The organism is Bradyrhizobium liaoningense (assembly GCF_018130825.1).
Taxonomy (GTDB): Bacteria; Pseudomonadota; Alphaproteobacteria; order Rhizobiales; family Xanthobacteraceae; genus Bradyrhizobium; species Bradyrhizobium liaoningense_B.
Genome location: NZ_JAFCJS010000001.1, coordinates 1,152,938 through 1,178,286, shown reverse-complemented (window position 1 = coordinate 1,178,286; position 25,349 = coordinate 1,152,938). Strand labels below are relative to the sequence as shown.

General features: G+C 65.2%; 26 protein-coding genes. 14 read left to right on the top strand and 12 right to left on the bottom strand.

Features of this window, described 5'->3' with window-relative positions; all coding sequences use genetic code 11:
* Positions 1-84 precede the first annotated feature (84 nt).
* The 3 genes from JQ603_RS05745 to JQ603_RS05735 all read left to right on the top strand — a co-directional run bounded on the left by JQ603_RS05745 (position 85) and on the right by JQ603_RS05735 (position 2,690).
* On the top strand, positions 85-1,584 hold the full coding sequence (locus JQ603_RS05745; RefSeq protein WP_212337237.1) for a leucyl aminopeptidase: 1,500 nt from the start codon (positions 85-87) through the stop codon (positions 1,582-1,584).
* A 4-nt stretch (positions 1,585-1,588) separates the two neighbouring features.
* Positions 1,589-2,041: a DNA polymerase III subunit chi gene (locus tag JQ603_RS05740; protein WP_212337235.1), complete on the top strand. Its 453-nt coding sequence runs from the start codon at positions 1,589-1,591 to the stop codon at positions 2,039-2,041.
* Between the two features lie 166 nt (positions 2,042-2,207).
* Positions 2,208-2,690 carry a hypothetical protein gene (locus tag JQ603_RS05735; RefSeq protein WP_212338225.1) on the top strand — a complete coding sequence of 161 codons (483 nt, stop codon included), beginning with the start codon at positions 2,208-2,210 and terminating at the stop codon, positions 2,688-2,690.
* A 66-nt stretch (positions 2,691-2,756) separates the two neighbouring features.
* Here the strand turns inward: JQ603_RS05735 and JQ603_RS05730 are convergent, their stop codons facing one another.
* Positions 2,757-3,083 carry a hypothetical protein gene (locus JQ603_RS05730; RefSeq protein WP_212337233.1) on the bottom strand — a complete coding sequence of 109 codons (327 nt, stop codon included), beginning with the start codon at positions 3,081-3,083 and terminating at the stop codon, positions 2,757-2,759.
* Between the two features lie 134 nt (positions 3,084-3,217).
* Between JQ603_RS05730 and JQ603_RS05725 the strand changes: the two genes are divergently transcribed.
* Positions 3,218-4,183 (top strand): tripartite tricarboxylate transporter substrate-binding protein, encoded by a 966-nt coding sequence (locus JQ603_RS05725; protein WP_212337231.1) that lies wholly within the window; start codon positions 3,218-3,220, stop codon positions 4,181-4,183.
* Between the two features lie 83 nt (positions 4,184-4,266).
* On the opposite strand, the gene JQ603_RS05720 is transcribed toward JQ603_RS05725, so the two are convergent.
* The 3 genes from JQ603_RS05720 to JQ603_RS05710 form a co-directional block, all read right to left on the bottom strand.
* On the bottom strand, positions 4,267-6,129 hold the full coding sequence (locus JQ603_RS05720) for an ABC-F family ATP-binding cassette domain-containing protein (protein ID WP_212337229.1): 1,863 nt from the start codon (positions 6,127-6,129) through the stop codon (positions 4,267-4,269).
* Positions 6,130-6,257: 128 nt separating this feature from the next.
* Positions 6,258-6,431, bottom strand: coding sequence for a hypothetical protein (locus JQ603_RS05715; RefSeq protein WP_212337227.1), 174 nt, complete (start codon positions 6,429-6,431; stop codon positions 6,258-6,260).
* Positions 6,432-6,655: 224 nt separating this feature from the next.
* Positions 6,656-6,907 carry a sulfur globule protein precursor gene (locus tag JQ603_RS05710; protein ID WP_212337225.1) on the bottom strand — a complete coding sequence of 84 codons (252 nt, stop codon included), beginning with the start codon at positions 6,905-6,907 and terminating at the stop codon, positions 6,656-6,658.
* Between the two features lie 312 nt (positions 6,908-7,219).
* Between JQ603_RS05710 and ndk the strand changes: the two genes are divergently transcribed.
* Positions 7,220-7,642, top strand: coding sequence for a nucleoside-diphosphate kinase (gene ndk, locus JQ603_RS05705; RefSeq protein WP_018645406.1), 423 nt, complete (start codon positions 7,220-7,222; stop codon positions 7,640-7,642).
* A gap of 44 nt (positions 7,643-7,686) precedes the next feature.
* Positions 7,687-8,547 (top strand): TerC family protein, encoded by an 861-nt coding sequence (locus tag JQ603_RS05700; RefSeq protein ID WP_212337223.1) that lies wholly within the window; start codon positions 7,687-7,689, stop codon positions 8,545-8,547.
* Positions 8,548-8,595: 48 nt separating this feature from the next.
* On the opposite strand, the gene ppx is transcribed toward JQ603_RS05700, so the two are convergent.
* The 4 genes from ppx to JQ603_RS05680 form a co-directional block, all read right to left on the bottom strand.
* Entirely contained in the window at positions 8,596-10,098 is a 1,503-nt protein-coding gene (gene ppx / locus JQ603_RS05695) for an exopolyphosphatase (protein WP_212337207.1), read from the bottom strand.
* A gap of 15 nt (positions 10,099-10,113) precedes the next feature.
* Positions 10,114-12,306, bottom strand: coding sequence for an RNA degradosome polyphosphate kinase (locus JQ603_RS05690; RefSeq protein ID WP_212338222.1), 2,193 nt, complete (start codon positions 12,304-12,306; stop codon positions 10,114-10,116).
* Positions 12,307-12,448: 142 nt separating this feature from the next.
* Positions 12,449-13,126: a DnaA ATPase domain-containing protein gene (locus tag JQ603_RS05685; protein WP_212337205.1), complete on the bottom strand. Its 678-nt coding sequence runs from the start codon at positions 13,124-13,126 to the stop codon at positions 12,449-12,451.
* 92 nt (positions 13,127-13,218) lie between these two features.
* Complete coding sequence (locus JQ603_RS05680; protein WP_018645412.1) at positions 13,219-13,761, bottom strand: CDP-alcohol phosphatidyltransferase family protein; 543 nt, start codon at positions 13,759-13,761, stop codon at positions 13,219-13,221.
* Positions 13,762-13,914: 153 nt separating this feature from the next.
* On the opposite strand from JQ603_RS05680, the gene purM reads away from it, so the two are divergent.
* Together purM and purN are read left to right on the top strand one after the other, a co-directional pair.
* Positions 13,915-14,988 (top strand): phosphoribosylformylglycinamidine cyclo-ligase, encoded by a 1,074-nt coding sequence (gene purM / locus JQ603_RS05675; RefSeq protein ID WP_212337203.1) that lies wholly within the window; start codon positions 13,915-13,917, stop codon positions 14,986-14,988.
* Positions 14,988-15,641 carry a phosphoribosylglycinamide formyltransferase gene (purN, locus tag JQ603_RS05670; protein WP_212337201.1) on the top strand — a complete coding sequence of 218 codons (654 nt, stop codon included), beginning with the start codon at positions 14,988-14,990 and terminating at the stop codon, positions 15,639-15,641. The genes purM and purN overlap by 1 nt, the downstream gene beginning before the upstream one ends.
* A gap of 88 nt (positions 15,642-15,729) precedes the next feature.
* Here the strand turns inward: purN and JQ603_RS05665 are convergent, their stop codons facing one another.
* On the bottom strand, positions 15,730-15,936 hold the full coding sequence (locus JQ603_RS05665) for a cold-shock protein (protein WP_008551638.1): 207 nt from the start codon (positions 15,934-15,936) through the stop codon (positions 15,730-15,732).
* A 372-nt stretch (positions 15,937-16,308) separates the two neighbouring features.
* Here JQ603_RS05665 and JQ603_RS05660 point away from each other — a divergent pair, with 372 nt between their 5' ends.
* Entirely contained in the window at positions 16,309-17,481 is a 1,173-nt protein-coding gene (locus tag JQ603_RS05660; protein ID WP_212337199.1) for an autotransporter outer membrane beta-barrel domain-containing protein, read from the top strand.
* Here JQ603_RS05660 and JQ603_RS05655 read toward each other — a convergent pair whose 3' ends face one another.
* Complete coding sequence (locus tag JQ603_RS05655) at positions 17,482-18,522, bottom strand: LysR family transcriptional regulator (RefSeq protein WP_212337197.1); 1,041 nt, start codon at positions 18,520-18,522, stop codon at positions 17,482-17,484.
* A 74-nt stretch (positions 18,523-18,596) separates the two neighbouring features.
* On the opposite strand from JQ603_RS05655, the gene JQ603_RS05650 reads away from it, so the two are divergent.
* The 5 genes from JQ603_RS05650 to JQ603_RS05630 all read left to right on the top strand — a co-directional run bounded on the left by JQ603_RS05650 (position 18,597) and on the right by JQ603_RS05630 (position 22,190).
* Complete coding sequence (locus JQ603_RS05650; protein ID WP_212337195.1) at positions 18,597-19,208, top strand: hypothetical protein; 612 nt, start codon at positions 18,597-18,599, stop codon at positions 19,206-19,208.
* Entirely contained in the window at positions 19,195-19,815 is a 621-nt protein-coding gene (locus JQ603_RS05645; RefSeq protein ID WP_018645421.1) for a GNAT family N-acetyltransferase, read from the top strand. Before JQ603_RS05650 ends, JQ603_RS05645 begins: the two co-directional genes overlap by 14 nt.
* Before the next feature lie 25 nt (positions 19,816-19,840).
* Entirely contained in the window at positions 19,841-20,404 is a 564-nt protein-coding gene (locus JQ603_RS05640; RefSeq protein ID WP_212337193.1) for an isochorismatase family protein, read from the top strand.
* 27 nt (positions 20,405-20,431) lie between these two features.
* Positions 20,432-20,605, top strand: coding sequence for a hypothetical protein (locus JQ603_RS05635; protein WP_212337191.1), 174 nt, complete (start codon positions 20,432-20,434; stop codon positions 20,603-20,605).
* A gap of 202 nt (positions 20,606-20,807) precedes the next feature.
* Positions 20,808-22,190, top strand: coding sequence for an aspartate aminotransferase family protein (locus JQ603_RS05630; RefSeq protein ID WP_212337189.1), 1,383 nt, complete (start codon positions 20,808-20,810; stop codon positions 22,188-22,190).
* Positions 22,191-22,384: 194 nt separating this feature from the next.
* Here JQ603_RS05630 and rnd read toward each other — a convergent pair whose 3' ends face one another.
* Together rnd and JQ603_RS05620 are read right to left on the bottom strand one after the other, a co-directional pair.
* A complete protein-coding gene (rnd, locus tag JQ603_RS05625; RefSeq protein WP_212337187.1) occupies positions 22,385-23,533 on the bottom strand; it encodes a ribonuclease D in 1,149 nt (382 codons plus the stop codon).
* A gap of 484 nt (positions 23,534-24,017) precedes the next feature.
* Positions 24,018-25,349 carry an ABC transporter substrate-binding protein gene (locus JQ603_RS05620; protein WP_212337185.1) on the bottom strand — a complete coding sequence of 444 codons (1,332 nt, stop codon included), beginning with the start codon at positions 25,347-25,349 and terminating at the stop codon, positions 24,018-24,020.

Below are 25,349 nucleotides of genomic sequence, written 5' to 3'. Positions count from 1 at the left end.
AAGTCCAGTGAATCGTCGTTCAGCTCCGGCCTGTGGCCGGGACCGCAGAACGGCAAAAAGCCCCATGTTTTGGAGGAGTTACCCATGTCCGATGCCATCAAGGTCGGCTTCGTCCCGTTGTCTGCTGCCGCCCGTGGCATCCTGGTCGTGTTCTGCGACGACGGCCTGAAGCTCGGCCCGGCGACGGCCAAGGCGCTCGGAAGCGCTGTCGACCTCGTGAAGCGGGCGGCCTCCGCCTCCGGCTTTAGAGGTAAAAGCGGGGCGGCCCTGGACATCCTGGCGCCGGAGGGCGTGAAAGCCACCCGTCTGGTGGTGATCGGGGCCGGCAAGCCGGCGAGCCTGAAGGCGAGCGATTTCCTCAAGTTCGGCGGCGTGGCGGCGAGCAAGCTCACGGCCGGTACAGCTGCCATGACCATCATGGCGGAATTGCCCGGCGGCGCGATGACGAGCGAGCAGGCGGTCGCGATCGCCTCGGGCCTTCGCTTACGCGCCTACAAATTCGACCGCTACAAGACCAAGAAGAAGGACGGCGAGGAGGGCGGCTCGCGCGCCGACATCTCGCTGGCGGTTGGCGACGCAACTGCTGCGAAGAAGGCTTTTGCCTCGGCCGGCCACGTCGTCGACGGCGTGGTCATCGCCCGCGACCTCGTGAACGAGCCGCCGAATGTGCTGTTCCCCGAGGAGTTCGCGCGCCGCGCCGGTCAGCTCCGCAAGCTCGGCGTCAAGATCGAGGTGCTCGACGTCAAGGCGATGCAGAAGCTCGGCATGGGCGCGCTGCTCGGCGTCGGCCAGGGCTCGGCGCGGCCGAGCCGCACCGTGATCATGCGCTGGGACGGGGCCAAGAAGGGTGAGGCGCCGGTCGCCTTCGTCGGCAAGGGCGTCTGCTTCGACACCGGCGGCATCTCGATCAAGCCGGCCGGCAGCATGGAGGACATGAAGGGTGACATGGGCGGGGCGGCCTGCGTCGTCGGCCTGATGCACGCGCTGGCGGCGCGCAAGGCCAAGGCCAACGTGGTCGGCGCCATCGGCCTCGTCGAGAACATGCCCGACGGCAATGCACAGCGGCCGGGCGACATCGTCACCTCGATGTCGGGCCAGACCATCGAGATCATCAATACCGACGCCGAAGGCCGCCTCGTGCTCGCCGACGTGCTCTGGTACGTCGCCAAGAAGCTGAAGCCGAAATTCATGGTGGATCTGGCGACGTTGACCGGTGCGATCGTGGTCGCGCTCGGGACCGAGCATGCCGGCATGTTCTCCAACAACGACGAACTCGCCGAGCGCCTGCTCGCGGCCGGCCTCGAGAGCGGAGAGAAGGTCTGGCGCCTGCCGCTCGGGCCGGAATACGACAAGCTGATCGATTCCCAGTTCGCCGACATGAAGAACACCGGCGGCCGCCATGGCGGCTCGATCACGGCCGCGCAGTTCCTGCAGCGCTTCGTCGACGGCACGCCCTGGGCGCATCTCGATATCGCCGGCACCGCCATGGGCGCGCCGAAGACCGACATCAACCAGAGCTGGGGAAGCGGCTACGGCGTCCGCCTGCTCGACCGGCTGGTCGCCGACCATTACGAGCGCAAGTGACCAAATGACCGAAGTGCTGTTCTACCATCTGCAAAACATGACGGTAGAGAACGTGTTGCCGCCGCTTCTCGAGAAATCGCTCGAGCGCGGCTGGCGCGTCGTGGTGCAATCGACCTCGGAGGAGCGCGCCGACGCGCTCGACGCGCATTTGTGGACCTATCGCGACGATTCCTTCCTGCCGCACGCGACGTGGCGGGTGAACGATGCCGCCGATCAGCCGATCGTGCTGGCGATCGAGGAGGGCAATCCCAACCGCGCCAATGTCCGCTTCCTGGTCGACAACGCCGCACTGCCGGAGGACGCGCAGGGCTATGAGCGCATGGTGCTGCTGTTCAACGGCGACGATCCGGATGCGCTCGCTTTGGCCCGCACAGCCTGGACGGATTGCAAGGCGCGGGGATTTGATGTCACCTATTGGCAGGCCGACGAACGGGGCCGGTGGCAGCGTCGGAATTAGCCCTCCAACGCAATTAATGATAATTTGTACTTTCCGGGCGATGCTGGCTTTGGCCACCTTCGTGCCGCAAAGTGATGTTGGGACAATCGCTTAGGGCTGGTCCTTCACGCGGGGAATTTAGTTTATCGTGCGACATCAAAAGCTTCCCGGCTCGCTCATAGTTGCGTTGGCCGCCGTAGCGCCGCTGCTCGCGGGCTGCTCGGGGACCGATCTGCTGTCGAAGGATGCCGAATGGTTCCAGAGACCGGGGCGTCTCTTCATCAAGAACATCTCGATCGAATCGCCGCCGCTGACCCCGGACAAGCCGGTGGGCGCCGAGGATCTGGTTAGCGCCGACGGCGCCTGTCCCGGCATGGCGCCGCCGCCCGGGCCGGCCGACGCCAATGCATCGACGACGGCGCCCGTGGGCGGCACCGTCGCGCTGGGCCACACCGAGTGCGACGTGGTGCGCGGCATCGGCGCGCCCTCGACCGTCAATCTCTCCAATGACGCCGCCGGCCGTCGCGTCGCGGTGGTCACCTGGACGAGCGGGCCGCGCGCCGGCATCTACACGTTCACGTCCGGACGCTTGTCCTCGATCGAGGGCACGCCGGAAGCGCCGGTCATGCCAAAGACGGCCAAGCCGAAGCCGAAGAAGAAGTCGGCGTAAGGCGAGCTTGCGGGACGGGCTATGGCCGTCCCTTCGTTGCATCTTCGAACGACAGGACCTGACCGCTCAGTCCCCGGAACGTGGTTTTCTGGGGCCACATCTTCTCGATCTCACGAGGAGTTGGCGGGTGAGCGGTTTCCAGTTCGAGTCCGGCTTGAGCGAATAGACGCTGAGCGTCATGCCTTCATCGGCACGAGGCGAGTGAACCTGCGCGAGCCAAGGCTCATCGGATAGGTTGATGCCGATACCCGCCTCGTTGCGCAGGTCTGTTGCGCGCCATGTGCTACGTCTGTTTCGAAGCTGTTCGTCGTCGCGAATTGACAGCGCATGCGCGTGACCAAAATCAGCGAATGTTTGCTCGAGCCTTTTCAAGCGGTTTTCCGGAGAGACCATGCGCAACCGATATCCACCCGCGTCGGATGCGCGATCATGATCGTGATTGCGACACTTTTGCTGAAATCGCTTTCGTGATGGCGGTGCGGCCGAGAATGCGCTCATATGGCGTGAGAAAAAAACTGGAGGAAATCGTGCGGTTCATTGCCCTCGTATCGGCTCTGCTCATGTCGCTCGGCTCGGCGGTTGCCCAGGACTATCCGTCGCGGCCGATTACCGTGCTGGTGCCGTACGCCGCGGGCGGACCGACGGATACCATCGCGCGCCTGACCGCGGCGGCGATGGGGAAATCGCTCGGCCAGCAGATCATCGTCGAGAACGCGACCGGCGCCGGCGGCACGATCGGCACCACCCGCGCCGCGCGTGCCCAGCCGGACGGCTACACGCTGCTGGTCCATCACGTCGGCATTTCGACCGCGGCCACGCTGTACCGCAATCTGAGCTACGACACGAAGACGGCCTTTGCGCCGATCGGGCTTGTGACCAATGCGCCGATGACCATCATCGCGCGTCCGGATTTCCCGGCCGACACGCTCAAGGAACTGGTCGCCTACGCCCAGCAGCAGGGCGACAAGCTGACTTATGCCAATGCCGGGTTAGGTGCGGCATCGCATCTCTGCGGCATGCTGTTCATGACGGCGATCCAGAAGCAGCTCACCACGGTGCCCTACAAGGGCAATGGTCCGATCATGAACGATCTGCTCGGCAAGCAGATCGATCTCACCTGCGACCAGGCGACGAACACGACCGGCCCGATCACGGCCAAACAGGTCAAGGCCTATGCGATCACCACCAAGGAGCGGCTGAAGAGCCTTCCCGATCTGCCGACCGCTGACGAGGCCGGCCTCAAGGGTTTCGAGCTCGGCGTCTGGCACGGCCTCTATGCTCCCAAGGGCACGCCGCCCGCGGTCGTTCAGAAGCTGACGGCGGCGCTTCAGGCCGCGCTGAGGGATCCTACATTGATCGCCCGGTTCAACGACATCAACACCGAGCCGGTCCCGCAGGACAAGGCGACGCCGGAGGCGTTAGGTGCGATGCTGGCCAGCGAGGTCGATCGCTGGGCGCCGATCATCAAGGCGGCGGGGCAATATGCGGATTGAGTAAAGATCACGCGGTTCAGTGACTTGCGGCTAGGTGATTCATTACCTGTACTGTGCATGGGGTTGTTTTCGAGGTTTTGAATCTACCCCGCCGCCTCGTCGAACTGCGTGCTCGCCTCCAGCCATTGCTCTTCCGCGCGCGCCAGCGCGTCGGCGGCATTGGCGCGCGCTTTTGACAATTGCGCGGCCTGCTTGGGATCGCGCGTAAAAATGTCGGGCAGGGCGAGCGCCGTGTCGATCTTGGCGATGATGTCGCCGACGCGGGCGATCTCGGCTTCGGCCTCCGCGATGCGCTTCCTCAGCGAGCCGCGATTGTCCGACTTCGGACGCTGCGGCTTTTCGCTTGGCGCACTGCGTTCGCGCGGCGCGGGTTCCGCATTGCGCGCCGATAGCACCAGGCGGCGGTATTCGTCGAGGTCGCCGTCGTAATTGGTGACGGTGCGGTCGGCGACGATCCAGAGCCGATCGGCGCAGGCCTCGATCAAATAGCGGTCGTGCGAGACCATGATCACCGCGCCGGGGAACTCGTTGATTGCCTCCGCGAGCGCGCCGCGGCTGTCGATGTCGAGATGGTTGGTGGGCTCGTCCAGGATGATCATGTTGGGGCCGAAGAAGGTGGCAAGGCCGAGTAGCAGCCGCGCCTTCTCGCCGCCCGACAATTTGCCCGCCTTGGTGTCGGCGGCCTTGCCGGAGAAGCCGATCGCGCCGGCGCGCGCCCGGACTTTTGCTTCGGGCGCATCGCCCATCAGCTTGCGGACGTGGTCGTAGGCGGAGGCGTCCTCGTTGAGCTCGTCGAGCTGGTGCTGCGCGAAATAGGCGATCGACAGCTTGTCCGCGCGCGTCACTTTGCCCGAGAACGGCGCCAGGCGCCCGGCGAGCAGCTTGACCAGTGTCGACTTGCCGTTGCCGTTGGCTCCCAGCAGCGCGATGCGGTCGTCATTGTCGATGCGCAAGGTCACGCGGCCCAGCACGGGACTCGCCGGATCGTAGCCGACCGAGGCGTTGTCGACGGCGATGATCGGCGGCGACAGGATCTTCTCCGGCGCGGGAAAGCTGATCTCGCGCACGTCCTCGGTGACGAGCGCCGTGATCGGCTTCAGCCGCTCCAGCATCTTGACGCGTGACTGCGCCTGGCGGGCCTTCGAGGCCTTGGCCTTGAAACGGTCGACGAAGGCCTGCAGGCGGGCGCGCTCGGCCTCTTGTCGCTTGACCGCTTTGGCATCGAGCAGCTCGCGCGCGGCGCGCTGCTCCTCGAACGAGGAATAGCTGCCTTTGTAGAGCGTGAGCTTGCCGCGCTCGAGGTGCAGGATCTGGTCGACCGAGCTTTCCAGGAGGTCGCGGTCGTGGCTGATCACGATCACCGTGCGCGGATAGTGCGCGAGGTGATCCTCCAGCCACAGCGTGCCTTCGAGGTCGAGATAGTTGGTGGGCTCGTCGAGCAGCAACAGATCGGGGGCGGCGAACAGCGTCGCGGCGAGCGCGACGCGCATCCGCCAGCCGCCGGAGAATTCGGCGCAGGGACGGAGCTGATCGGCGGCGGAGAAGCCGAGGCCGGAGAGGATCGCAGCCGCGCGTGCGGGCGCCGAATGCGCGTCGATGTCGACGAGCCGGGTCTGGATCTCGGCGATCCGATGCGGATCGGTCGCGCTCTCTGCTTCGTGCAGCAGCGCGTCACGTTCGAGGTCGGCCTTGAGCACGACCGTGATCAGGCTTTCGGGACCATTCGGAGCCTCCTGCGCCAGGCTGCCGACGCGCCAGCGCGGCGGCAGGGTCACCGTGCCGTGCTCGGCCGCCAGCTCACCCCGGATCACCTTGAACAGGGTCGACTTGCCGGTGCCATTGCGCCCGACCATGCCGACGCGGGATCCGGGCGTGATCTGCACGGAACTCTGGTCAATCAAAAGGCGTCCGGCGAGGCGGATGGAGAGGTTGGTGATGGAAAGCATGCGGCCTTGTCACCGCAAGGCGCGTCGAACGCAACTCGTTTTTCCGCAAGACTATTGTTTGAGCATGATCTTTCCGGAAAACCGCTTCGCACTTTGCGCTGGCGCGGCCCTTCGGGTCCGGATCATGCTCAGTGCGACTCGCGCTCGCGTCGCTTCAGCTCGTTCAGGAGCTGCTCGAGATGCGTCGGCAAGTGGGGTTCGGGGCGCAGGCTCTGCTGGAGCCGTTCGCCCACCGCATCGCAGATCGAACGGCTGGTGCGCCGGTCGATCTGTTCGCTGTCATTGGCGAGAAGGCCAGTCATGACCGGTTCCATGTTGCAGAGTAACGATACGGTACCAAGTCATTGGCCCCCCAAATGGTTTCGCCATTCTTTGGGGATGTCCGGCGTTCTAGCAAAAATTGTATGAATTGGACGCAACCGCCCAAAAACGAGGCCCCGGCGGGGGGATCACCGGGGCCTCTCTAGGAGGTACCTTGGGGGGCTTAGGTACCGTCGGAAGGTGCTTTAAGAAGGTGCTGTCGGGCTCAGTAGCAGCGGTTGATCAGTCGCCAGCGGGGTCCCCAGGGGGTCGGGACCAGCCGGCGCACATAGCAGCCGCCATAACCGTAGGAGACGGGGGCATAGACGCGCGGGCCACCCCAGCCGTAGCCGTGATGCCAGCCGCCGCCGTGCCAGCCCCAGCCGCCGCCATGCCAGTGCGCGGAGGCCGAGGTCGGTGCCAGCGCGGCACCCAGCGCGACCGCGGCGACGGCGGCAAGCGAAAGTTTCCTCAACATGGTGATCTCCTCAAGACTGCCGGCGCGGGGCTATCGCGTCGATGGAAAGGCCGCCGAAACGTTCCGCCTGTCGATCAGGCTTCGGTTTCGATAGGCCCGACCTTACGCCGGCGAGGCTGAACCAAACCCTGAATGGGGGCTTCAGATTCGGTTCATCTGGGTGAAATCTCGGTAATCCCCGTCTTGATCCGCCCGGATCAGCCTGCGGCGAAGCGCCCGTGAGACGGCTCTGGCGGTCGCTTGCCGTCCGGCAACGGCGCCGATATAAGCCCCGCAACTCCGAACCACCGCTTTCTTCCCAAGGACAAGATTATGGCCATCGAACGCACTTTCTCGATCATCAAGCCCGACGCGACCGCGCGTAACCTGACCGGTGCGGTCAACGCCGTGATCGAGAAGGCGGGCCTGCGCATCGTCGCGCAGAAGCGCATCCGCATGACCAAGGAACAGGCCGAGACCTTCTATGCCGTCCATAAGGCCCGCCCGTTCTTCGGCGAGCTCGTCGAGTTCATGACCTCGGGCCCGGTCGTCGTCCAGGTCCTGGAGGCCGAGAACGCCATCGCCAAGTATCGCGACGCGATGGGTGCGACCGATCCGTCCAAGGCGGCGGAGGGTACCATCCGCAAGCTCTACGCAAAGTCGATCGGCGAGAACTCCGCACACGGCTCGGATGCGCCGGAGACCGCCGCGATCGAGATCGCGCAGTTCTTCTCGGGCAACGAGATCGTCGGCTGATCGATCAGCTGAAGAGTTAAGGCGACTGGGCGAAAGGACTTATTGTGAGCTGGCTCTGGCAGATCTTCGATCCCGCTACGATCGGGGCGTTCTTCACCCAGTTCCGCAATGAGATGGCCGAACCGACCTTCTGGATTGCGGTCGGCAAGATCATCTGGATCAACATCCTCTTGTCTGGCGACAACGCGCTGGTGATCGCGCTCGCCTGCCGCGGTCTCTCGCCGCGGCACCGGCTGTGGGGCATGATCTTCGGTGCGGGCGCGGCGGTGATGCTGCGCATCATCTTCACCGGCATCGTCGCGACCCTGATGGAGCTGCCGTACCTCAAGCTGGTCGGCGGTCTCGCGCTGATCGTGATCGCGGCCAAGCTCTTGGTGCCGGAGAACGAGGACGAGGACGACGTCGAGTCCGCCTCGCATCTGTGGCAGGCCATCCAGATCGTCGTGGTCGCCGACATCGTCATGAGTCTGGACAACGTCATTGCGGTCGCCGCTGCTGCCAATGGCAGCGTGCCGCTGCTGATCCTCGGCCTTGCCATCAGCGTTCCCTTGATCGTCGCCGGTGCGGCGCTGATCATGGCCCTGCTGGCCAAGCTGCCGGTGCTGGTGTGGGCCGGTGCGGCGCTGCTCGGCTGGATCGCGGGCGAAGTGATCGCGACCGATCCAGGCATCGCGCCGAGGCTGCACACGCTGTTCGACGGCCCGCTCGGCGCCTCGCTGGATTCGATCCTCGGCGCGTTCCGCATCCCGCCGCAATTCGGCCATGGCGGGGGAGGCGGCGAATATCTCTGCGCAGCGCTCGGCGTCGTCGTCGTGCTGGTCGTCGGCACCATCTGGCGCCGGCGCAGTCTGAGTGCGGCAGCGCTCGAATCCTCCGAGCGCCACGCCAAGGCGTCGGCGGAGTAAGCTTTTCGAGGGGGCGCCCGCGTCACCTCTCCAACAGGGAGAGGTGAATTACCGCCTTACGATCGACCCCGAACGGCCGACCAGGCGGGCGAGCTGCTTGAAGCGGCTGCCGACGCGGTCGGCGACGAGGTCGACGAGCCGATGCTCGAACACCAGCATCAATTTGCGGCCCTGGGTGCGGAAATGCGTGGCGGGCAAGACGCCTGGGCGCGCCGCCGAGATCAGATGCGCGACACGGAATGCCGCGCCGAGCAGGCGGGCGCGTTCGAGCTGCGCCGGGGTCAGCAGCTCCTGCGTGGTGACCGGCGGCTGGTTTTCCTCGCTGAGGCCAGCGTAGCGATAGAACACCGACAGGCCGACGAAGGCGCGCTCGGTGTGGGTGATCGCGCCGAAATTGCCGTTGACGACGAGGCTCAGCGTCTGCTCGCCGCGGTGGTCGGGATGCACGCGCCAGCCGATGTCGGAGAGCAGGCACGCGGTGTGGCGCAGGCGGCGGTCCTCCTCGGTCTCGCGCAGCTTCACGACGCGCACCAGGCGGTCGGTCCAGGCGATCAGCTCGCGGGCGTGCTTGGCCGAGCGTGACAGCAGCTGGTTGAGCTCCTCGGCTGCGCAGATCAGGCCGTCCTTGTTGCGCTCGGCCTCCGGCAGCTTCTCGTGCAGCAGGCCCTCGCGCACGCCGAAGGTGGAGAACACGATGTTCTTGGGTTTTGCGACGCGGATGATGTGCTCGAGCACCAGCGCCGCATAGGTGAGGAGAGGGCGGCGCGCGTCGGCGACGATCTCGATGTCGGCGAGCATGTCGGCGGCCGCAAGCCGGCGCAGGCGGCGCGAGAAGTCGAGCGCCTCAGCCGCGGAAATCGAGTAGCCGTGCATCACCTGGAGCGGATAGCCGCTCTGGATGATGTGGATGCGCGCGAGCGCGCGCCAGGTGCCGCCGACGGCGTAGAAGGTGCGGCCGCGGCCGGCAGCGAGCAGCTGCACCTCGTCGATCTCCGCGCGCACGATGCGGTCGGCGCGCTTGAGCGATTTGTGCGCGAGATCCTGCAGCGCAAGGCCGCCGAGCGGCAGCGTGACGCCGCTGCGCACGCTGTTCCTGCGCACGTCGATCAGCTCGAGCGAGCCGCCGCCGAGATCGCCGACGATGCCGTCGGGATGGTGGATGCCGGAGATCACGCCGAGCGCCGACAGCCGCGCCTCGCGCGGGCCCGACAGGATCTCGATCTTGACGGCGCAGATGCGCTCGGCTTTCGCGATGAAGTCGGGGCCGTTGGAGGCATCGCGGCACGCTGCAGTGGCGATCGCGAACACGCGCCCGACCTGCATCACCCGGCACAGCGCGCGGAAGCGCTTGAGCGAGGTCAGCGCCTTGTCGACGGCGTCGGGGGCGAGCAGGCCCGTGCTCTGCACCTCGCGCCCGAGGCCGCACAGCGTCTTCTCGTTGAAGATCGGAATGAGGCTCCGCGCCAGCGCCTCGTAGACGACGAGACGGACCGAGTTGGAACCGATGTCGATGACCGCGACAGTGGCGCCGCGCTTGCGCGGCCGCGTCACGTCAGGGATCCCGGATCAGGATTGATGACGTTCATTCCGGCGCGTGAGGCGGCGCGGCGAGGATTCCTTGAGCGACTTTCCACGGCCAGACAGACTCGGATTTGTCATGAAATAGTTGTGGACGTTGAAAGGCTCCTCGCCCTTCGCGGCCTTCATACGCGTTGAGGACCCGTCCGGCAACAACTGCCAGCTTTGCTCATTGTCCTTCAGATTCGCGACCATGATCTGTTCGAGAACCTGCTGATGCACCGTGGGATTTTGCAGCGGACACAGCACCTCGACGCGGCGGTCGAGGTTGCGCGGCATCATGTCGGCCGAGGAGATATACACAGCCGCTTTCGCGCTCGGCAGGCCCTGGCCCATGCCGAAGCAGTAGATTCGGCCGTGTTCCAGGAAGCGTCCGATGATCGACTTGACGCGGATGTTCTCCGACAGGCCGGGAATACCAGGACGCAGGCAACAGATACCGCGCACCACGAGCTCGACCTGCACGCCGGCCTGCGAGGCCTCGTAGAGCGCGTCGATGATGTCGGGGTCGACCAGCGCATTCATCTTCATCCAGACCGCGCCGGGACGGCCGTGCCGCGCATGCGCGGTCTCGCCCTGGATGTGCTCGATGATGCGCTTGCGCAAGGTGAGCGGCGAGACCGCCATCTTTTCCAGATCGCTCGGCGCCGCATAGCCGGTGATGAAGTTGAACACGCGCGCGGCATCGCGCCCGATGGTCGGATCCGAGGTGAAGTAGGAGAGGTCGGTATAGATACGCGCGGTGACCGGGTGGTAGTTGCCGGTGCCGGTGTGGACGTAGGTCGTGAGGCTGCCGCCCTCGCGGCGTACCACCATCGAGAGTTTCGCGTGCGTCTTCAATTCGAGGAACCCGTAGACGACCTGCACGCCGGCGCGCTCCAGGTCGCGCGCCCAGCGGATATTGGCCTCCTCGTCGAAGCGCGCCTTGAGCTCGATCAGCGCGGTGACGGACTTGCCGGCCTCGGCAGCCTCGGCGAGCGCGCGCACGATCGGCGAGTTGTTGGAGGTGCGGTAGAGCGTCTGCTTGATCGCGACGACATCGGGGTCGCGCGCGGCCTGCTGCAGGAACTGCACGACGACGTCGAAGGACTCATAGGGGTGGTGGACGATCAGGTCCTTCTGCCGGATCGCGGCAAAGATGTCGCCGCCATGCTCGCGCACCCGCTCGGGGTGGCGCGGCACGTAAGGAGTGAATTCGAGGTCGGGCCGGTCGAGGCGGGTGAGCTGCGAGAGCTCGTTCATCGCCTGCACGCCGTCGACCAGAAACACCTCGTCGTCGGCGGCCGAGAGCGCGTGCTGCACGAAGCTGCGCAGCTCTTCCGGCATCTTGGCGTCGATCTCGAGCCGGATCACCGATCCGCGGCGGCGGCGCTTCAGCGCGGTCTCGAACAGGCGGACGAGGTCTTCGGCCTCTTCCTCGATTTCGAGTTCGGAGTCGCGGATGATGCGGAAGGCGCCCTGGCCGTGCAGATTGTAGCCGGGAAACAGGCGGTTGATGAACAGCCCGGTGGCCTGCTCCAGCGAAATGAGCCGGACGGTCTTGCCTTCGGACGGCAACCGGATGAAGCGGTCGATCTTGCCGGGCATGCGGATCAGCGCGTTCATCTGCCTGCCGTCGGCGGCGCGGGTGAGCTGGAGCGCGATGGTGAAGCCGAGGCTCGGAATGAACGGGAAGGGGTGGGCCGGGTCGATCGCCAGCGGGGTGAGCAGCGGGAAGACGTTGTTGAGGAAGTAGTCCTCGACCCAGGTCCGCTCCGCCTTGGTGACGTCCTTGCCGTCCACCAGAACGATGCCGACATCGGCCAACGTGCCGCGCAGATCACGCCAGATCGCCTGCTGGTCGGAGGCAAGCTGGGACACCGTGCGGTTGATCAGCGCGAGCTGCTCGGACGGCGTCAGGCCGTCGGGGCTGCGCTCGGCGATGCCCTCGCGCACCTGGGCCTTGATGCCGGCGACGCGGACCATGAAGAATTCGTCGAGGTTGTTTGCCGAAATCGACAGGAATCGCACCCGCTCCAGCACGGGATGGCTGGGATTGACCGATTCCTCGAGGACGCGGCGGTTGAAATGCAGCCAGGACAGCTCGCGGTTGATGAACCGTTCGGGGCTCGATGCGATCGCCGGAAGGCCCTCGGTTTCCGGGGCTTTTTCTTTTGTTTCAACGGCTTGCGCTGAGTCCATGAGAAGTCGATCCATCCAGTTCACCCCAATTTGCGAGCTATGCGCAAAACCGGCGGGAGCATGTGTTAGAGCGATGACGTTTCGATGACATTGATGTTCCGCGGTTCCGCGCAGTCAAGCGGCGTCGGGACCCGGGCGGGGGTCAGGCGTCCCGCAGCAGCTCGGCGGCCAGCGCCCTTGTGACCGGGCGGCCGAGGCGCAGGGCCTCGCTGTCGAGCAACTCCACAGCCTGCCGGGCCGCCGCCGAGGACCGCTCCAGCCGGGTGGCGAGGTAGCCGACCACGCTCTCGTCCACGGTGAGCTGGCGATCGGCGCAGAATTTGACGATCAGGCCGCGGAACAGCTGGTCGTCGGGCGGCAGCAGCGCGACCACGGGCACGGTGCGCAGCCGCGAGCGCAGATCGCGGAGCTCGATCTCGAGCGAGGCCGGCGCGTCGCGCCCGGTGAAGAGCACGTAGGCGCCGTCCTCCCGGGCGAGGTTCATCAGGTGGAAGAGGGCGCGTTCGTCAAAATCCCCGGCCTTGAGATCCTCGACCACCAGCGCGCCGGTGGCGAGCGCGGCCGGAACGCCTGGGGCGGTCAGTCCATTCGCCGTCGTCGAGCGCGCGCCGGCTTCCTCCGCCCAGATCGCGGCCAAATGGCTCTTGCCGCTGCCTTCGGGGCCGGCCAGCCACATGATGCGGTTCGGCCATTCCGGCCAGCCGTCGATCAAGGCGAGGCCGGCGGCGTTGGCGGGTCCTTCGAGGAAATTGTCCCGGCTGAGGCTCTCCGCATGCGGAAGCGAAAACGCCAATTGTCGGGGTTGAACGCGGCCTGCCACGCTAGCTTTGCTCCATGCCGGCGCGCCGGCTTCGCTTTGAGAGATTCGACTTGATCGCGCGGGAGTTGGCCTTTGCGGGGCCGCCTCCCAGCTCATTTGGCCTCGATCGTGCTCATGTGCCGCAGCCACTCCACGAGATAGAGCGACACGGAGGAGAGCGTGAAGACCGTGACGAGGCCCATCATGATCATATCATAGGGCGCAGGCTTGAAGCCGAAGGCAAGAGATGCCAGCACCAAGGCGGCGTAGGCGACCTGGGCGGCTGTGTTTAGCTTGGATACTTTCGACGGCTTCATCTCGACCGGCTTGTCGAACAGCCAGGACACGATCACCGCAGTGACGATCATGATGTCGCGCGACACCACCAGGATCACGACCCAGCGCGGGATGTCGCCCCAGATGCCGAGGGCGAGATAGATCGAGACCAGGAGCGCCTTGTCGGCGAGCGGGTCCAGCAGGGCACCGAGCTCGCTGCGCATGTTGAAGCGCTTGGCCAGGAAGCCGTCGACGGCGTCGCTGATGCCCGCGATCAGGAAGACGGCGAATGCCACCTCCATTTGGCTCGACACGATGGCCCAGACGATGATCGGGACCAGCATGATGCGGCCCAGGGTAATGATGTTCGGAATACTCACGCGGCGCTTCCCGGCACCCGGCCTGACCTCGAATCCGGCCCCTTGGAGGCTGAACCGGTTGATATCTACATAGTACGCCCGGGAGCGCCATGCGAGCCATTGCGCATCCCCGGAATTCGACGTAACCAGCCGCAAACCCACTGGAAATCGGGCATGACCGACCGCAAAAACGGCCTCACTTACGCCGATTCAGGCGTCGATATCGATGCGGGCAACCGCCTGGTCGACCTGATCAAGCCGATGGTGCGCGCCACCGCGCGCCCCGGCGCCGACGCCGAGATCGGCGGCTTCGGCGGCCTGTTCGACCTCAAGGCGGCCGGTTTCAAGGACCCAGTCCTGGTGGCCGCCACCGACGGCGTCGGAACCAAGGTCAAGATCGCGATCGAGACCGGCCTGCATGGCGGGATCGGCATCGACCTCGTCGCCATGAGCGTCAACGACCTCGTGGTGCAGGGCGCCGAGCCGCTGTTCTTTCTGGACTATTTCGCCTGCGGCAAGCTCGACCCGGAGGCCACCGCCGCGATCGTTGCCGGCGTTGCCGAAGGCTGCCGTGAATCCGGCTGCGCCCTGATCGGCGGCGAGACCGCCGAGATGCCCGGCCTCTACAAGGACGGCGATTACGACCTCGGCGGCTTTGCCGTCGGCGCCGCCGAGCGCGGTACCCTGTTGCCGCGCAAGGATATCGCCGCGGGCGACGCCGTGATCGGCCTCGCCTCGTCGGGCGTGCACTCCAACGGCTTCTCGCTGGTGCGCAAGATCGTGGAACAATCCGGCCTTGGCTTCGGGGCCCCGGCGCCGTTTGCGCCCGTCATGACGCTCGGCGGCGCGCTGCTGACGCCGACGAAGCTCTACGTCAAATCCTGCCTGCGGGCGATCCGCGAGACCGGCGCGGTGAAGGGGCTCGCCCATATCACCGGCGGCGGCTTCACCGACAACATTCCGCGCGTCCTGCCGAAGGATCTCGGCGTCGGCATCGATCTCGCGCGCCTGCCGGTCCTGCCGGTGTTCAAATGGCTCGCCGCGCAGGCCGGCATCGCCGAGCTCGAGATGCTGCGGACCTTCAATTGCGGCATCGGCATGATCGCGATCGTCGAGCCGGACAAGGTCGACGAGGTCGTGCGGGTCTTCACCGACGCCGGCGAGACCGTGGCGCAGCTCGGCACCGTGATCCCGGCTGAGGGCGAGCACCGCGTCGTCTATAACGGTCACCTCGATCTGGCGCTGTGATGAAGCGCCGCGTCGCAATTCTGATCTCCGGTCGCGGCTCCAATATGGCCGCGCTGATCAAGGCAGCCGCTGCCGCGGATTTCCCGGCGGAGATATCGCTCGTCATCTCGAACAAGGCCGATGCGCTCGGGCTCGAACGGGCCAAGGCAAGCGGCGTCAACACGCTGGTGATCGAGAGCAAGCCGTTCGGCAAGGACCGCGCCGGCTTCGAAAAGGTGCTGCAGGCAGCTCTCGACCAGCACGGCATCGAGCTGATCTGCCTCGGCGGCTTCATGCGCCTGTTCACGGCCGAGTTCACAAAAGCCTGGTACGGGCGGATGCTCAACATCCATCCCTCGCTGCTGCCGTCGTTCCCCGGCCTCGACCCGCACGGCCAGGCCCTGCGCGCCGGTGTAAAGCTGTCCGGTGCGACGGTACACTTCGTCATTCCCGAGACCGATGCCGGCCCGATCGTGATGCAGGGCGCGGTTCCCGTCGGCGACCACGACACGGCGGACACGCTGTCGGAGCGCATCCTCGAAGTCGAGCACCGCATCTATCCCGAAGCGCTGCGGCTGCTGGCGACCGGCAAGGTCCGGATCGAGGGCGATGTCTGCAGGACGGCGGGCAGCTCCGCGTCGGAGAATTTTTTGGTTGCGCCGGTGGTGAGCTGAGGCGTCGCCTTCGTTTCGTCTCCCCCAAACGAAATCCCCCGGCAGAGCCGGGGGCAACGTCATGATCTCTCGCTTGTGGTGAGAGAAGTCAGGAGACCTTGAGGTTCTCCGCGGATGATTTGCCGCGGTTCTCCACGAGGTCGTATTCAACCACCTGGTTCTCGTTGAGGGTGGAGAGTCCGGCACGCTCGACGGCGGAGATGTGGACGAACACGTCCTTGTCGCCGCCGTTCGGCTTGATGAACCCATAGCCCTTGGTCGGGTTGAACCATTTGACGGTGCCCTTTTGCGGCATCGCTAGTCTCCTCCACTAGATAAAAAAAGACGCGGCCGCTTTTTCGCGTGCCACGCCACAAACGGGCTTCCGGAAGTCTGTTCGAGTCTCATCGTCGCGAAACGCACAGTCGAGCGGCCAATTCCGATTGTGTCGGATATTGCAACATGAAAATCGCGCGTTAGCAAGCCGCGCGCGAATTTCAAGACCGGGGCCGGGGCTATCGTCTGCTATTTGCGACCTGTGGCCGCGGAACCACAATCGAGGGCAATAGCCTCGGTCACAGCGTGCCAACCGGTTGACCCTCCGTGGCAGTTCGGCACAAATCGCCGCACACGCGAGCCGCCCGTGTTGCATTTTTGCGGACCGCCCTTTGCTTCGGGATTAGTCGTCATGCGCTGCACCTCGCAGCCGTCAGGGATACGGCAGACGATCGGGCTGGACCGCGTCCGCCGGATCGCGACGGCCATTATGATGGCGTGCGCATTCGCCGTGATGATGTCGGCCACGCCGGTTCTGGCGCAAACGCCAACGCCAACGCCGACACCAACGCCAACCCCCACGCCGACCCCAACGCCCACGCCGTCACCGACCCCGACCTCGACCTCGATCAATTACGACCAGTCGATCGGCAGCAGTGCGCTCAATCTCGGCTCGAATTTCCTGGAGCGGCTGGGCAACCAGGCATCGGGCGGCGTCAACCGCGCCTTCCGCACCAATCCCGGCGGGGGCGGGGCGTCCGCAGCTACGGAAGATCCGCGCTACCGCACGTGGTTCGAGGGCTACGGCATCTCGGTGCGGACTGATCCGCAAGGCGACTTCGTCGGCGACAAGCGCAACACGTTTGGCGGCGTTGCCGGCTTCGGCGCGCGGGTCGCGCCGGGTGTCAATCTCGGCTTCTCGGTCGACCAGAGCCATACCGACGTTGACGTGCCGCTGGCGCTGCAGTCGGCGACGATGGACCTGACGCAGATCGGCTTCAACGGCTCGGTCGACAAGGGCCCGTGGACCTGGGCCTTCGCGGTGGTACACGGGTTCGGCAAGGTCCATTCCAGCCGGGATACCGGCGTCGGCTTCGCGACGGCCGGCTATCGTGCTGCGGTCGATGGCGCGCTGACCGAGGTCAGTTATTACTGGACCAAGGATCAGATGCGCATCGTGCCCAAGGGGGCGCTCGAATATGTCCGCGCCACCAGCGCGGCGTTCCAGGAGGCCGGCGGGCTCGATCCGCTCAACGTCGGCTCGACGGCGCTCTCGCGCGCACGTGTCATGATCGGCGCCGAGATCGGGCGCTACTTCGTCTTCGATCAGAAGATCCTGGACCTGTCGGCCTACGGCAAGTTCGTCGACAATTTCTATCAGAACCTGGGATCGGTGCAGGTCAGCCTCGGGACCCAGAGCATCGTCGTCCCCGGCATCGGCGAGAGCCGTTACGGCATGGATGCGGGCGGCTCGGCCTCGCTTAGCCTGACCAACACTGCGCGGCTCTACATCAATTACGACGGCAAGTTCCGCAACGAGCTCACCTCGCACCAGGGCACGGTCGGTTTCGAATATCGGTGGTAATCACGTCGGCGTTGCCGCGACGTAGCCGGTCAATCCGAACCCCTCGCGCGCGGCCGTCATCATCGGCACCAGCGCGTCCGGATGGATGAACTCGTCGCGGAAGCAGGGATAGGTCCTGGGATCGAAGATCTTCTTCAGCCACTCGACCACGATCTTGTGGCGCTCGGAGGCGCGAAACTCTCTGTGATAGGTGAGCCAGAGATCGGCGTGGTGGCTCACGCCGAGATCCACGGCAACGAGCGGTGCGCCGAGCGCGATCGACACGGTCGGCAGGAAGCCGATGCCGGCGCCGCGCTCCACCGCATAGAGCACGCCGACGGAGGAATTGGTCTTGATGCCGACGATGCCCTCGAGCGATTTCAGTCCGAGCACGCGGGCATAGGCGCCGTCGTCGACCTGCGGTGCACTCTGCTTGATGATGCGATGGTCCTGCAGATCGGCCAGGGTTGCCGGCAGGCCGTACAGTTTCTCGTACTCCTTGGAGACGAACGGATAGATGTGCAGGCGGCCGAGCTTGGCGACGATCAGATCGGGATTGGTCGGCGGCTCGAGCTGGATCGCGATATCGGATTCGAGCCGCGCGACGTCGGCCTGCTCCATCGCGCAGCGCAGGTCGACGGTGATCTTGCGATAGGTCTTCTGGAAGTCGATCAGCCGCGGCAGGATCCAGAAGTTGCCCGGACCTTCCGTCACCGCGACGCGCACGGTGCCCGACGTATCGTTCGACGAGCGCGAGGCGCGGCGGAAGACGTTGAAGGCGTGACGCTCCATGTGCGCGACGTCGGCAATCATCGCAGTGCCTTCGTCGCTGAGCGTGAGCCCGCTCTGGTCGCGCAGGAACAGCTTGCAGCCGATGCTCTCTTCGAGGCGATCGATCCGGCGCATCAGCGTCGTCGAGGTGAGGCCGAGCTCTTCGGCGGCGTTGCGGAAACTTTTATATTTTGCGCACGCTAAAAACAGCTTCAAATCATCCCAGGACGCGCCCAGGGCTTCTTCACGGTGCTGCATCATCGCAGCACCCCGGTGCAATAACTGCTGCATACTCCTGATCCCCAACCGCTAAGCTCGTGATAGCGGGGCCTGAAAGCCGCAAACGATAGAGGGGCGATCTGCGTATGAAAAGGGGCTCGTTTGCCGCAAGGCATGATTTCGACGCGCTGCCGCTCAGTCCCGAGGTCGATGTCCGTTGCGCGCAATTTTCCGAAATTGCAGCGCTTTCGGAGATGGCGCACCGGCTGGTGCCGGGCGTGCAGATCGGGACCGCGGAGCTTGCGAAATATTACACGTTCGATCCCCAGAGCATCCTGACATTCAGCCGGAACGGCCGTCTGCTCGGTGGCATGGCCTTCCTGTTTCTCAACGACCGCGGACACGATGCGCTGCTGCTCGACGAGATCTGCCTCACCGCGCCCGAGACGCATTATCTCGCTTCCGCGAGGGAAGACGTTGCTGCGATCTATATCTGGGCGATCGCCGCGACGGGGCGCGGCATCGCGGGTCTCGGCAAGGCCGCGGCTCATCTGCGACAGGTAAGATTTCGCGGCGCGGATTGCTATGCGCAACCATCAACCGTGGCCGGACGCGACATCATGAGAGCGACCGGCTTCGAACCGATCGCGAGCTTTCAAGCAGACCTGTGGTGCTACGAACGCCCCTGGCATCGGCAGTCGATGCGCATGCCCGGTGCGATCATCCAAGCAAGGAGTTTTGCAGATGCACGGCACTAGGATTCCCCTCGCCAAGCCCGACTCCCGCGCCATCACCATCCGCCTCGCGCGCGATCCCAGCGATCTCATGCTGGTCACCGCCATTCGCTCGGCGGTCTATCTCGCCGAGCAGGATTGTCCGTTCGAGGAGGAGTTCGACGGCAACGACATGGTCGCTGCGCATTTCATCGGCTATGTCGGCAACGAGCCTGCGGGCTGCCTGCGGGTGCGCTTCTTCGGCGATTTCGCCAAGGTCGAGCGGCTCGCGGTGCGGCACCAATACCGGCGCTCGCGCGTCTCCTTCAAGCTGGTGCAGGCGAGCGTCGACTATGTGAAGCGCAAGGGCTTTCGCAAGATCTACGGCCAGGCGCAGGACCGGCTGGTCGATTTCTGGGCCCATTTCGGCGCCAAGCCGCTCGGCCACAACCGCAAGATCACCTTCTCGGATTTCTCCTACACGGAGATGCTGCTGGAGATCGAGCCCGGGCCGGACGCCATCACTCTGGACAGTGATCCTTACGTAATCATCCGTCCCGAGGGCGATTGGGACCGGCCGGGGGTGCTCGATGCCTCGGCGGGGCGGGCAGTGACCTCGCCGCTGCGGGACCTCGCACTCGCCGATCGCTGAAACTGGTGCAGCCAAACGCAAGACAATGCTGGCTTCCATCACCGACGACCTGCCGATCCTGGTCTGTGCAGACCTCCAGGTCGAATATCTGACCCCCGGGCGGCGCCACGTGATCCTCGACGGCGAGGCCGCCACCATGCGCTGCCTGGAACTCCTGACGCTATGGCGCGACAAGCTCTGGCCGGTGATGCATCTGAAGCGCATCGCCCAGGCCGCCTGGTTCAATCCGGCATCGAGGCTGACCGATTGGATCGCCGAGGCGAAGCCGCGGCCGGGCGAGATGACGTTCGAGCACCCACTGCCCTCGGCCTACAGCTCATCGCGGTTCGTGGACTACATGTCCAATATCCGCAATGGCCGCTTTGTGGTGATCGGCTTTTCGCTGGACGAGACCATCCTGGCCACCGCCGTCGACGGGTTTCACCGCAGCCATCGCTACCAGGTGGTCGCCGATGCCGTGGCCTGCCGGCAGCCGGGGATGGGCGAGGCCGCCGCCTACAAGCAGGCGGTGGTGAATGTTGTCGGAAACTTTGCTACAATCCAATCCAGCGCCGAACTGATCAAAACCAGCGGCGCCGTTGCGGTGTAGGCCGCGATCGGCGGATGGGGTGGGACATTGTCACGGGGAGAAGAGCTCAAGGAGCTGGCGAGCGAGCTGTCGCACGCAGCCGAGAGGGCGCGCCGCATCGGCTTGCCCACGACGGTCTATCTGCTTTCGATGGCGCTCGTCGAGGTGAGGGAGGCCGCTGCTGCCGCCGCCGACGATGGCAATGACGACAGCGCGGCGTGAGAACTGCCAAGTCTGCAAACTACAAGTCTGCAAGCTACAAGTCTTGCAAGCTGCGTGTGTGCGGCTTTCTGCAACGCTGCTGAGCGCTTGCTGCCGACGAATTGGCGTTGCAAGTTTTCCCTCGCCGCAATAGCCAGATAACTCGATCATCAGTGACGAAGCTGGCCGCGCCGGCGACGCGACTATTCGAAGGATTTCGCAAATGTCCATGCTGCCCAATTCGCAGGAGGCCCGGGATGTGGCCTACCAGCTCCATCCCTACACCAACGCGCGCACCCATCAGCAGGCCGGTCCCCTGGTAATCGAGCGCGGCGAGGGGCCTTACGTGTTCGATGCGACGGGCAAGCGCTATTTCGAGGCGATGGCGGGTCTGTGGAGCGTCGGGCTCGGCTTCAACGAGAAGCGTCTGGTCGAGGCGGCGCACAAGCAGATGCAGGCGCTGCCGTTCTATCACACGTTCTCCGCCAAATCGCACGGGCCCTCGATCGATCTCGCCGAGAAGCTGGTGGCGCTCGCGCCTGTTACGATGAGCAAGGTGTTCTTCACCAATTCCGGCTCGGAAGCCAACGACACCGTGCTGAAGCTGATCGCATATCGCTCCAACGCGCTCGGTCAGCCCCAGCGCAAGAAGGTGATCAGCCGTCTGCGCGCCTATCACGGCGTCACCATCGCGTCGGCCAGCCTCACGGGCCTGCCGAACAACCATCGCTCGTTCGACCTGCCGCTGCCGAACATCCTGCACACCGGCTCGCCGCATTTCTACAACGACGGCGCGCCCGGCGAGAGCGAGGAGGCGTTCGCCACCCGCCGGGCCGAGGAGCTCGACGCGTTGATCCAGAAGGAAGGCCCGGACACGATCGCCGCGTTCTTCGGCGAGCCGGTGATGGGAGCGGGCGGCGTCATCGTGCCGCCGGCGACCTATTGGGACAAGATCCAGAAGGTGCTCAAGAAGTACGACATCCTGCTGGTCGCCGACGAGGTGATCTGCGGCTTCGGCCGCACCGGCAAGATGTTCGGCTGCGAGACCTACGGTATCAAGCCCGACGCGATGGTGGTCTCCAAGCAGATCACCTCCAGCTATTTCCCGCTGTCGGCGATCATGCTGAACGATCGCATGTTCGAGCCGATCGCGGACGAGAGCAACAGGATCGGCGTGCTCGGCCACGGTTTCACCGCGGGCGGCCATCCCGTCGGCTCGGCGATCGCGCTCGAGAACCTCAAGATCATCGAGGAGCGCGGCCTGGTCGCGCATGCCGCCGAGCTCGGCGGTTACATGCAGGGCAAGCTGCGCGAGCTCACCAGCCACCCGCTGGTCGGCGAGGTCCGCGGCGTCGGCATGATCGCGGCGATCGAGCTCGTGCTCGACAAGGGGCGCAAGACGGCAGCGACAACGCCCGGCGCGGTCGGCGGCATCGCCAGTCGCATGCTCCAGGAGCGCGGCGTGATCTCCCGCAACATGCTGGATGCCATCGCCATCTGTCCGCCGATGATCGCGACCAAGGCCCAGATCGACGATCTGGTCGCCGCGATCGCGGGCGTGCTGAATGACATGAAGGGCGAAGTGGCGAAGCTGACGCCGGCGTAACTGCGCGCGTGTCGGTGTGGCCGGAGCAGCCGACCACATCCACCGGCGTCGTCCCGGCGAAGGCCGGGACCCATACCGCGTGATCTGTCGATTGAGCGCGGTAGGGGTACCGAACGACGAGTCTTCGCCAAACCACTCCCTGTGGTTATGGGTCCCGGCCTTCGCCGGGACGACCGCAGGGAGAGATCGCGGGACTACGCCCGCTGAACCCCGACCACGCGGCCCTTCTCGATCGCCAGCGCCAGCTCGCCGCGCTTGAGCTTCAAGGCGGCCTCGCCGAACAGCTCGCGGCGCCAGCCGCGCAAGGCGGGGACGTCGGCGGCGTCGTCGGCTGCGATCTCTTCGAGGTCGTCGACGGTGGCGATCACCTTGCTCGCCACCGCATGGCGCTCGGCGGTCATGCGCAGCAGCACCTTAAGCAGCTCGACGATGGCCGCGCCGTTGGAATTGTTGCGCGGCTTCTCCAGCTTCGGCAGCGTCGAGAAATCCCGCGCCAGCCCGCGCTCGACCGCGGCAACGATGTCCGCACCCCATTTGGATTTCTCGAACCCCTTCGGCACCGAGCGCAGATGCGCAAGCTTCTCCAGCGTGTTCGGCGCGTGGGTGGCGATGTCGGTGATCGCCTCGTCGCGCAGCACGCGGCCGCGCGGCACGTCGCGGCTCTGCGCTTCCTGCTCGCGCCAGGCGGCGACCTCCATCAGGACGGCGAGGTCCTTCGGCTTGCGCACGCGCGTCTTCAGCCGCTCCCAGGCGCGCTCGGGGTGGAAGTCGTAGGTCCTGGGCGAGGTCAGGATCTCCATCTCGATCGAGACCCATTCGCTGCGGCGGCGCTTCTTGAGGTCGGCATCGAGCGCCGCGAAGACGTCGCGCAGATGGGTGACGTCGGAGACTGCGTAATGCATCTGCTCCTTGGTCAGCGGCCGGCGCGACCAGTCGGTGAAGCGGTGGGTCTTGTCCGGGCGGTGGCCGGTGACCTTCTCGACCAGCTGGTCGTAGGCGATGCTGTCGCCGTAGCCGAGCACCATCGCCGCGACCTGGGTGTCGAACACCGGGTGCGGGATGATGTTGGCCTGATGCCAGATGATCTCGATGTCCTGCCGGGCGGCGTGGAAGACCTTCAGCACGGCCTCATTGGCCATCAGCTCGAAGAACGGCTTGAGGTCGATGCCCGGGGCGAGGGCGTCAATGACCACGGCTTCCTCGGCGCTGGCCATCTGCACCACGCATAGCAGCGGGTAATAGGTGGTTTCGCGCAGAAACTCGGTATCGACGGTGATGACGGGGTGCTTGGCCAGCCGGCTGCAGGCAGCCGCGAGGTCAGCGGTGGTGGTAATCAAATCCATGAACGGCCCATGACACTTGATATCAGCCGTTCTGCCGAAAGTGCTGTGATGTCAAGGGGCTCTAAGCAAATTCGAGCCTTGCATCGGGCCGGAATCGTCGCTTTCCGACGAAATTCCTATTCGTAACGGATCCGGTGCGAGGATTTGCGGGCGCAGGGCAGCGCCACCACGACCACGCACATGGCGACCAGGGCCAGTCCCAGGAACTCGAAAACCAACAGATCCACGGCGAAATCTCCAGAAACATTGATAGATTTGTCGGGGGTGCGTTGAGGGTCTGTTAATTGCAATGGTTACCGGCGGCGGGGCGGGCCGGATGGTGGACGGGGGGTTAATGGGGGGCGGGGGAAGGGTGTAGGGTGGATTAGCCGAAGGCGTAATCCACCAGTATCCACCTTCGAAGACGCAGACGAGGTGGATTACGCCTGCGGACCGCGCCTTCGCGCAGCCGCAGGCTAATGCACCCTACGAAGCGACAGAGGCCTTACGGCAGCTTCAGCGACGTCTCCGCGTTGTACGGCTTGAGCGTCTCATCCGCGGCCTTCTGGGCGGCGGCGAGGGCTTCCTTCGGCTGCTTCTTGCCGTTGAGGACCAGCATCACCTCGTCCTCGAGGTTCTTGCGGACAGGGACGGTCTTGTAGGTGGCGAACCAAGGCTTTGCGACGTCGAGCTGCTCGACGGCGGTCTTGGCGTCCGGGTTCTTGTTGAGGAAGTCGACCATGTCGGGCGTCTTGTAGGCGGCCATGTTGGGCGCGAAATAGCCGGTGGCGCGGCTCCACCAGCCGCTCTTCTCGGGCGAGGTCATCCACTTGATCAGCGTCCAGGCGGCCTTCTGCTTGTCGGCCTCGAGCCCGGCCGGCATGATCAGCGAGGCGCCGCCGATCGGCACCGCGTTGCGGACGTTGCGCGGGATGAAGGCGACCTTGTAGGCGAACTTGGCGTTGTCGCGCACATAGGTGAGCGAGCCCGTCGACAGCATCATCATCGCGGCGTTGCCGGAGATGAAGGAGGTGCTGACGGCCGGACCGGGCGTGGCGCCGGGCGGATGCACCTTGTGCTTGGCGATGAGGTCGTTCCACCAGGAGAGTGCGCCGAGCATCGAGGGCGTGTCGTAATAGACCTCGCCGCCGAACTCCTCGTTGTAGTAGCGCCCGCCATTGCTCATGGTGAGCGTTTCCATCATCCAGCCGCAATAATCGTAAGCGCAAGGGATCGCGATGCCCCATTGGGTGACCTTGTCACCCTCGCGCTTGGTGAGCTTCTTGGCCCAGTCGGTGAGCTCGGCCCAGGTCTGCGGCGGCTTGTTCGGATCAAGGCCCGCTTCCTTGGCCTTGTCGGCGTTGATGTAGAGCAGCGGCGTCGAATTGTGGAACGGCACGCCGTACACCGAGCGGTTGATCACCGCGTTGCCTTGCAGCGCCGGGAAGAACTGGCCCAGGAACTGGTCCTTGGTGGTGCCGTCGGCGGCGATCAGGGGATCGAGATTGGTGAGCTCGTTCTCGATCTGCATGTCGAGCAGGAAATTCGCCGACATGATCACGGCGGCCGGCGGCTTGCCGGCCTTGATCGACGCGCGCGTCTTGATCAGCGTGTCGTCATAGGAGCCGGTGTAGACGGCGGTCGCCTTGACGTCCGGATGGGTCTCGTTGAACTCCTTGATCAGGCTGCCCATGTCGCGGGCGAGCTTGCCGTCGACGGGAACGGGGAAGAACAGATCGATCTCGGTCGGACCTTCGGCCATCGCCGGGACGGCGAGGGCGCCGGCCATAGAGCCTGCCATGGCAAGGCCGAGCATGAGCCTGCGGGAGAACAGCAT

Coding starts and splice junctions, on each gene's coding strand:
- JQ603_RS05730 (WP_212337233.1), bottom strand. CDS start 3,083: ATGGTCTCTCCGGAAAACCGCTTGAAAAGGCTCGAGCAAACATTCGCT.
- purM (WP_212337203.1), top strand. CDS start 13,915: ATGACCGACCGCAAAAACGGCCTCACTTACGCCGATTCAGGCGTCGAT.
- JQ603_RS05715 (WP_212337227.1), bottom strand. CDS start 6,431: ATGACTGGCCTTCTCGCCAATGACAGCGAACAGATCGACCGGCGCACC.
- JQ603_RS05720 (WP_212337229.1), bottom strand. CDS start 6,129: ATGCTTTCCATCACCAACCTCTCCATCCGCCTCGCCGGACGCCTTTTG.
- JQ603_RS05655 (WP_212337197.1), bottom strand. CDS start 18,522: ATGCAGCAGTTATTGCACCGGGGTGCTGCGATGATGCAGCACCGTGAA.
- JQ603_RS05640 (WP_212337193.1), top strand. CDS start 19,841: ATGCTGGCTTCCATCACCGACGACCTGCCGATCCTGGTCTGTGCAGAC.
- JQ603_RS05690 (WP_212338222.1), bottom strand. CDS start 12,306: ATGGACTCAGCGCAAGCCGTTGAAACAAAAGAAAAAGCCCCGGAAACC.
- JQ603_RS05710 (WP_212337225.1), bottom strand. CDS start 6,907: ATGTTGAGGAAACTTTCGCTTGCCGCCGTCGCCGCGGTCGCGCTGGGT.
- JQ603_RS05745 (WP_212337237.1), top strand. CDS start 85: ATGTCCGATGCCATCAAGGTCGGCTTCGTCCCGTTGTCTGCTGCCGCC.
- JQ603_RS05740 (WP_212337235.1), top strand. CDS start 1,589: ATGACCGAAGTGCTGTTCTACCATCTGCAAAACATGACGGTAGAGAAC.
- rnd (WP_212337187.1), bottom strand. CDS start 23,533: ATGGATTTGATTACCACCACCGCTGACCTCGCGGCTGCCTGCAGCCGG.
- JQ603_RS05660 (WP_212337199.1), top strand. CDS start 16,309: ATGCGCTGCACCTCGCAGCCGTCAGGGATACGGCAGACGATCGGGCTG.
- JQ603_RS05620 (WP_212337185.1), bottom strand. CDS start 25,349: ATGCTGTTCTCCCGCAGGCTCATGCTCGGCCTTGCCATGGCAGGCTCT.
- JQ603_RS05650 (WP_212337195.1), top strand. CDS start 18,597: ATGAAAAGGGGCTCGTTTGCCGCAAGGCATGATTTCGACGCGCTGCCG.
- JQ603_RS05665 (WP_008551638.1), bottom strand. CDS start 15,936: ATGCCGCAAAAGGGCACCGTCAAATGGTTCAACCCGACCAAGGGCTAT.
- purN (WP_212337201.1), top strand. CDS start 14,988: ATGAAGCGCCGCGTCGCAATTCTGATCTCCGGTCGCGGCTCCAATATG.
- JQ603_RS05630 (WP_212337189.1), top strand. CDS start 20,808: ATGTCCATGCTGCCCAATTCGCAGGAGGCCCGGGATGTGGCCTACCAG.
- ndk (WP_018645406.1), top strand. CDS start 7,220: ATGGCCATCGAACGCACTTTCTCGATCATCAAGCCCGACGCGACCGCG.
- JQ603_RS05645 (WP_018645421.1), top strand. CDS start 19,195: ATGCACGGCACTAGGATTCCCCTCGCCAAGCCCGACTCCCGCGCCATC.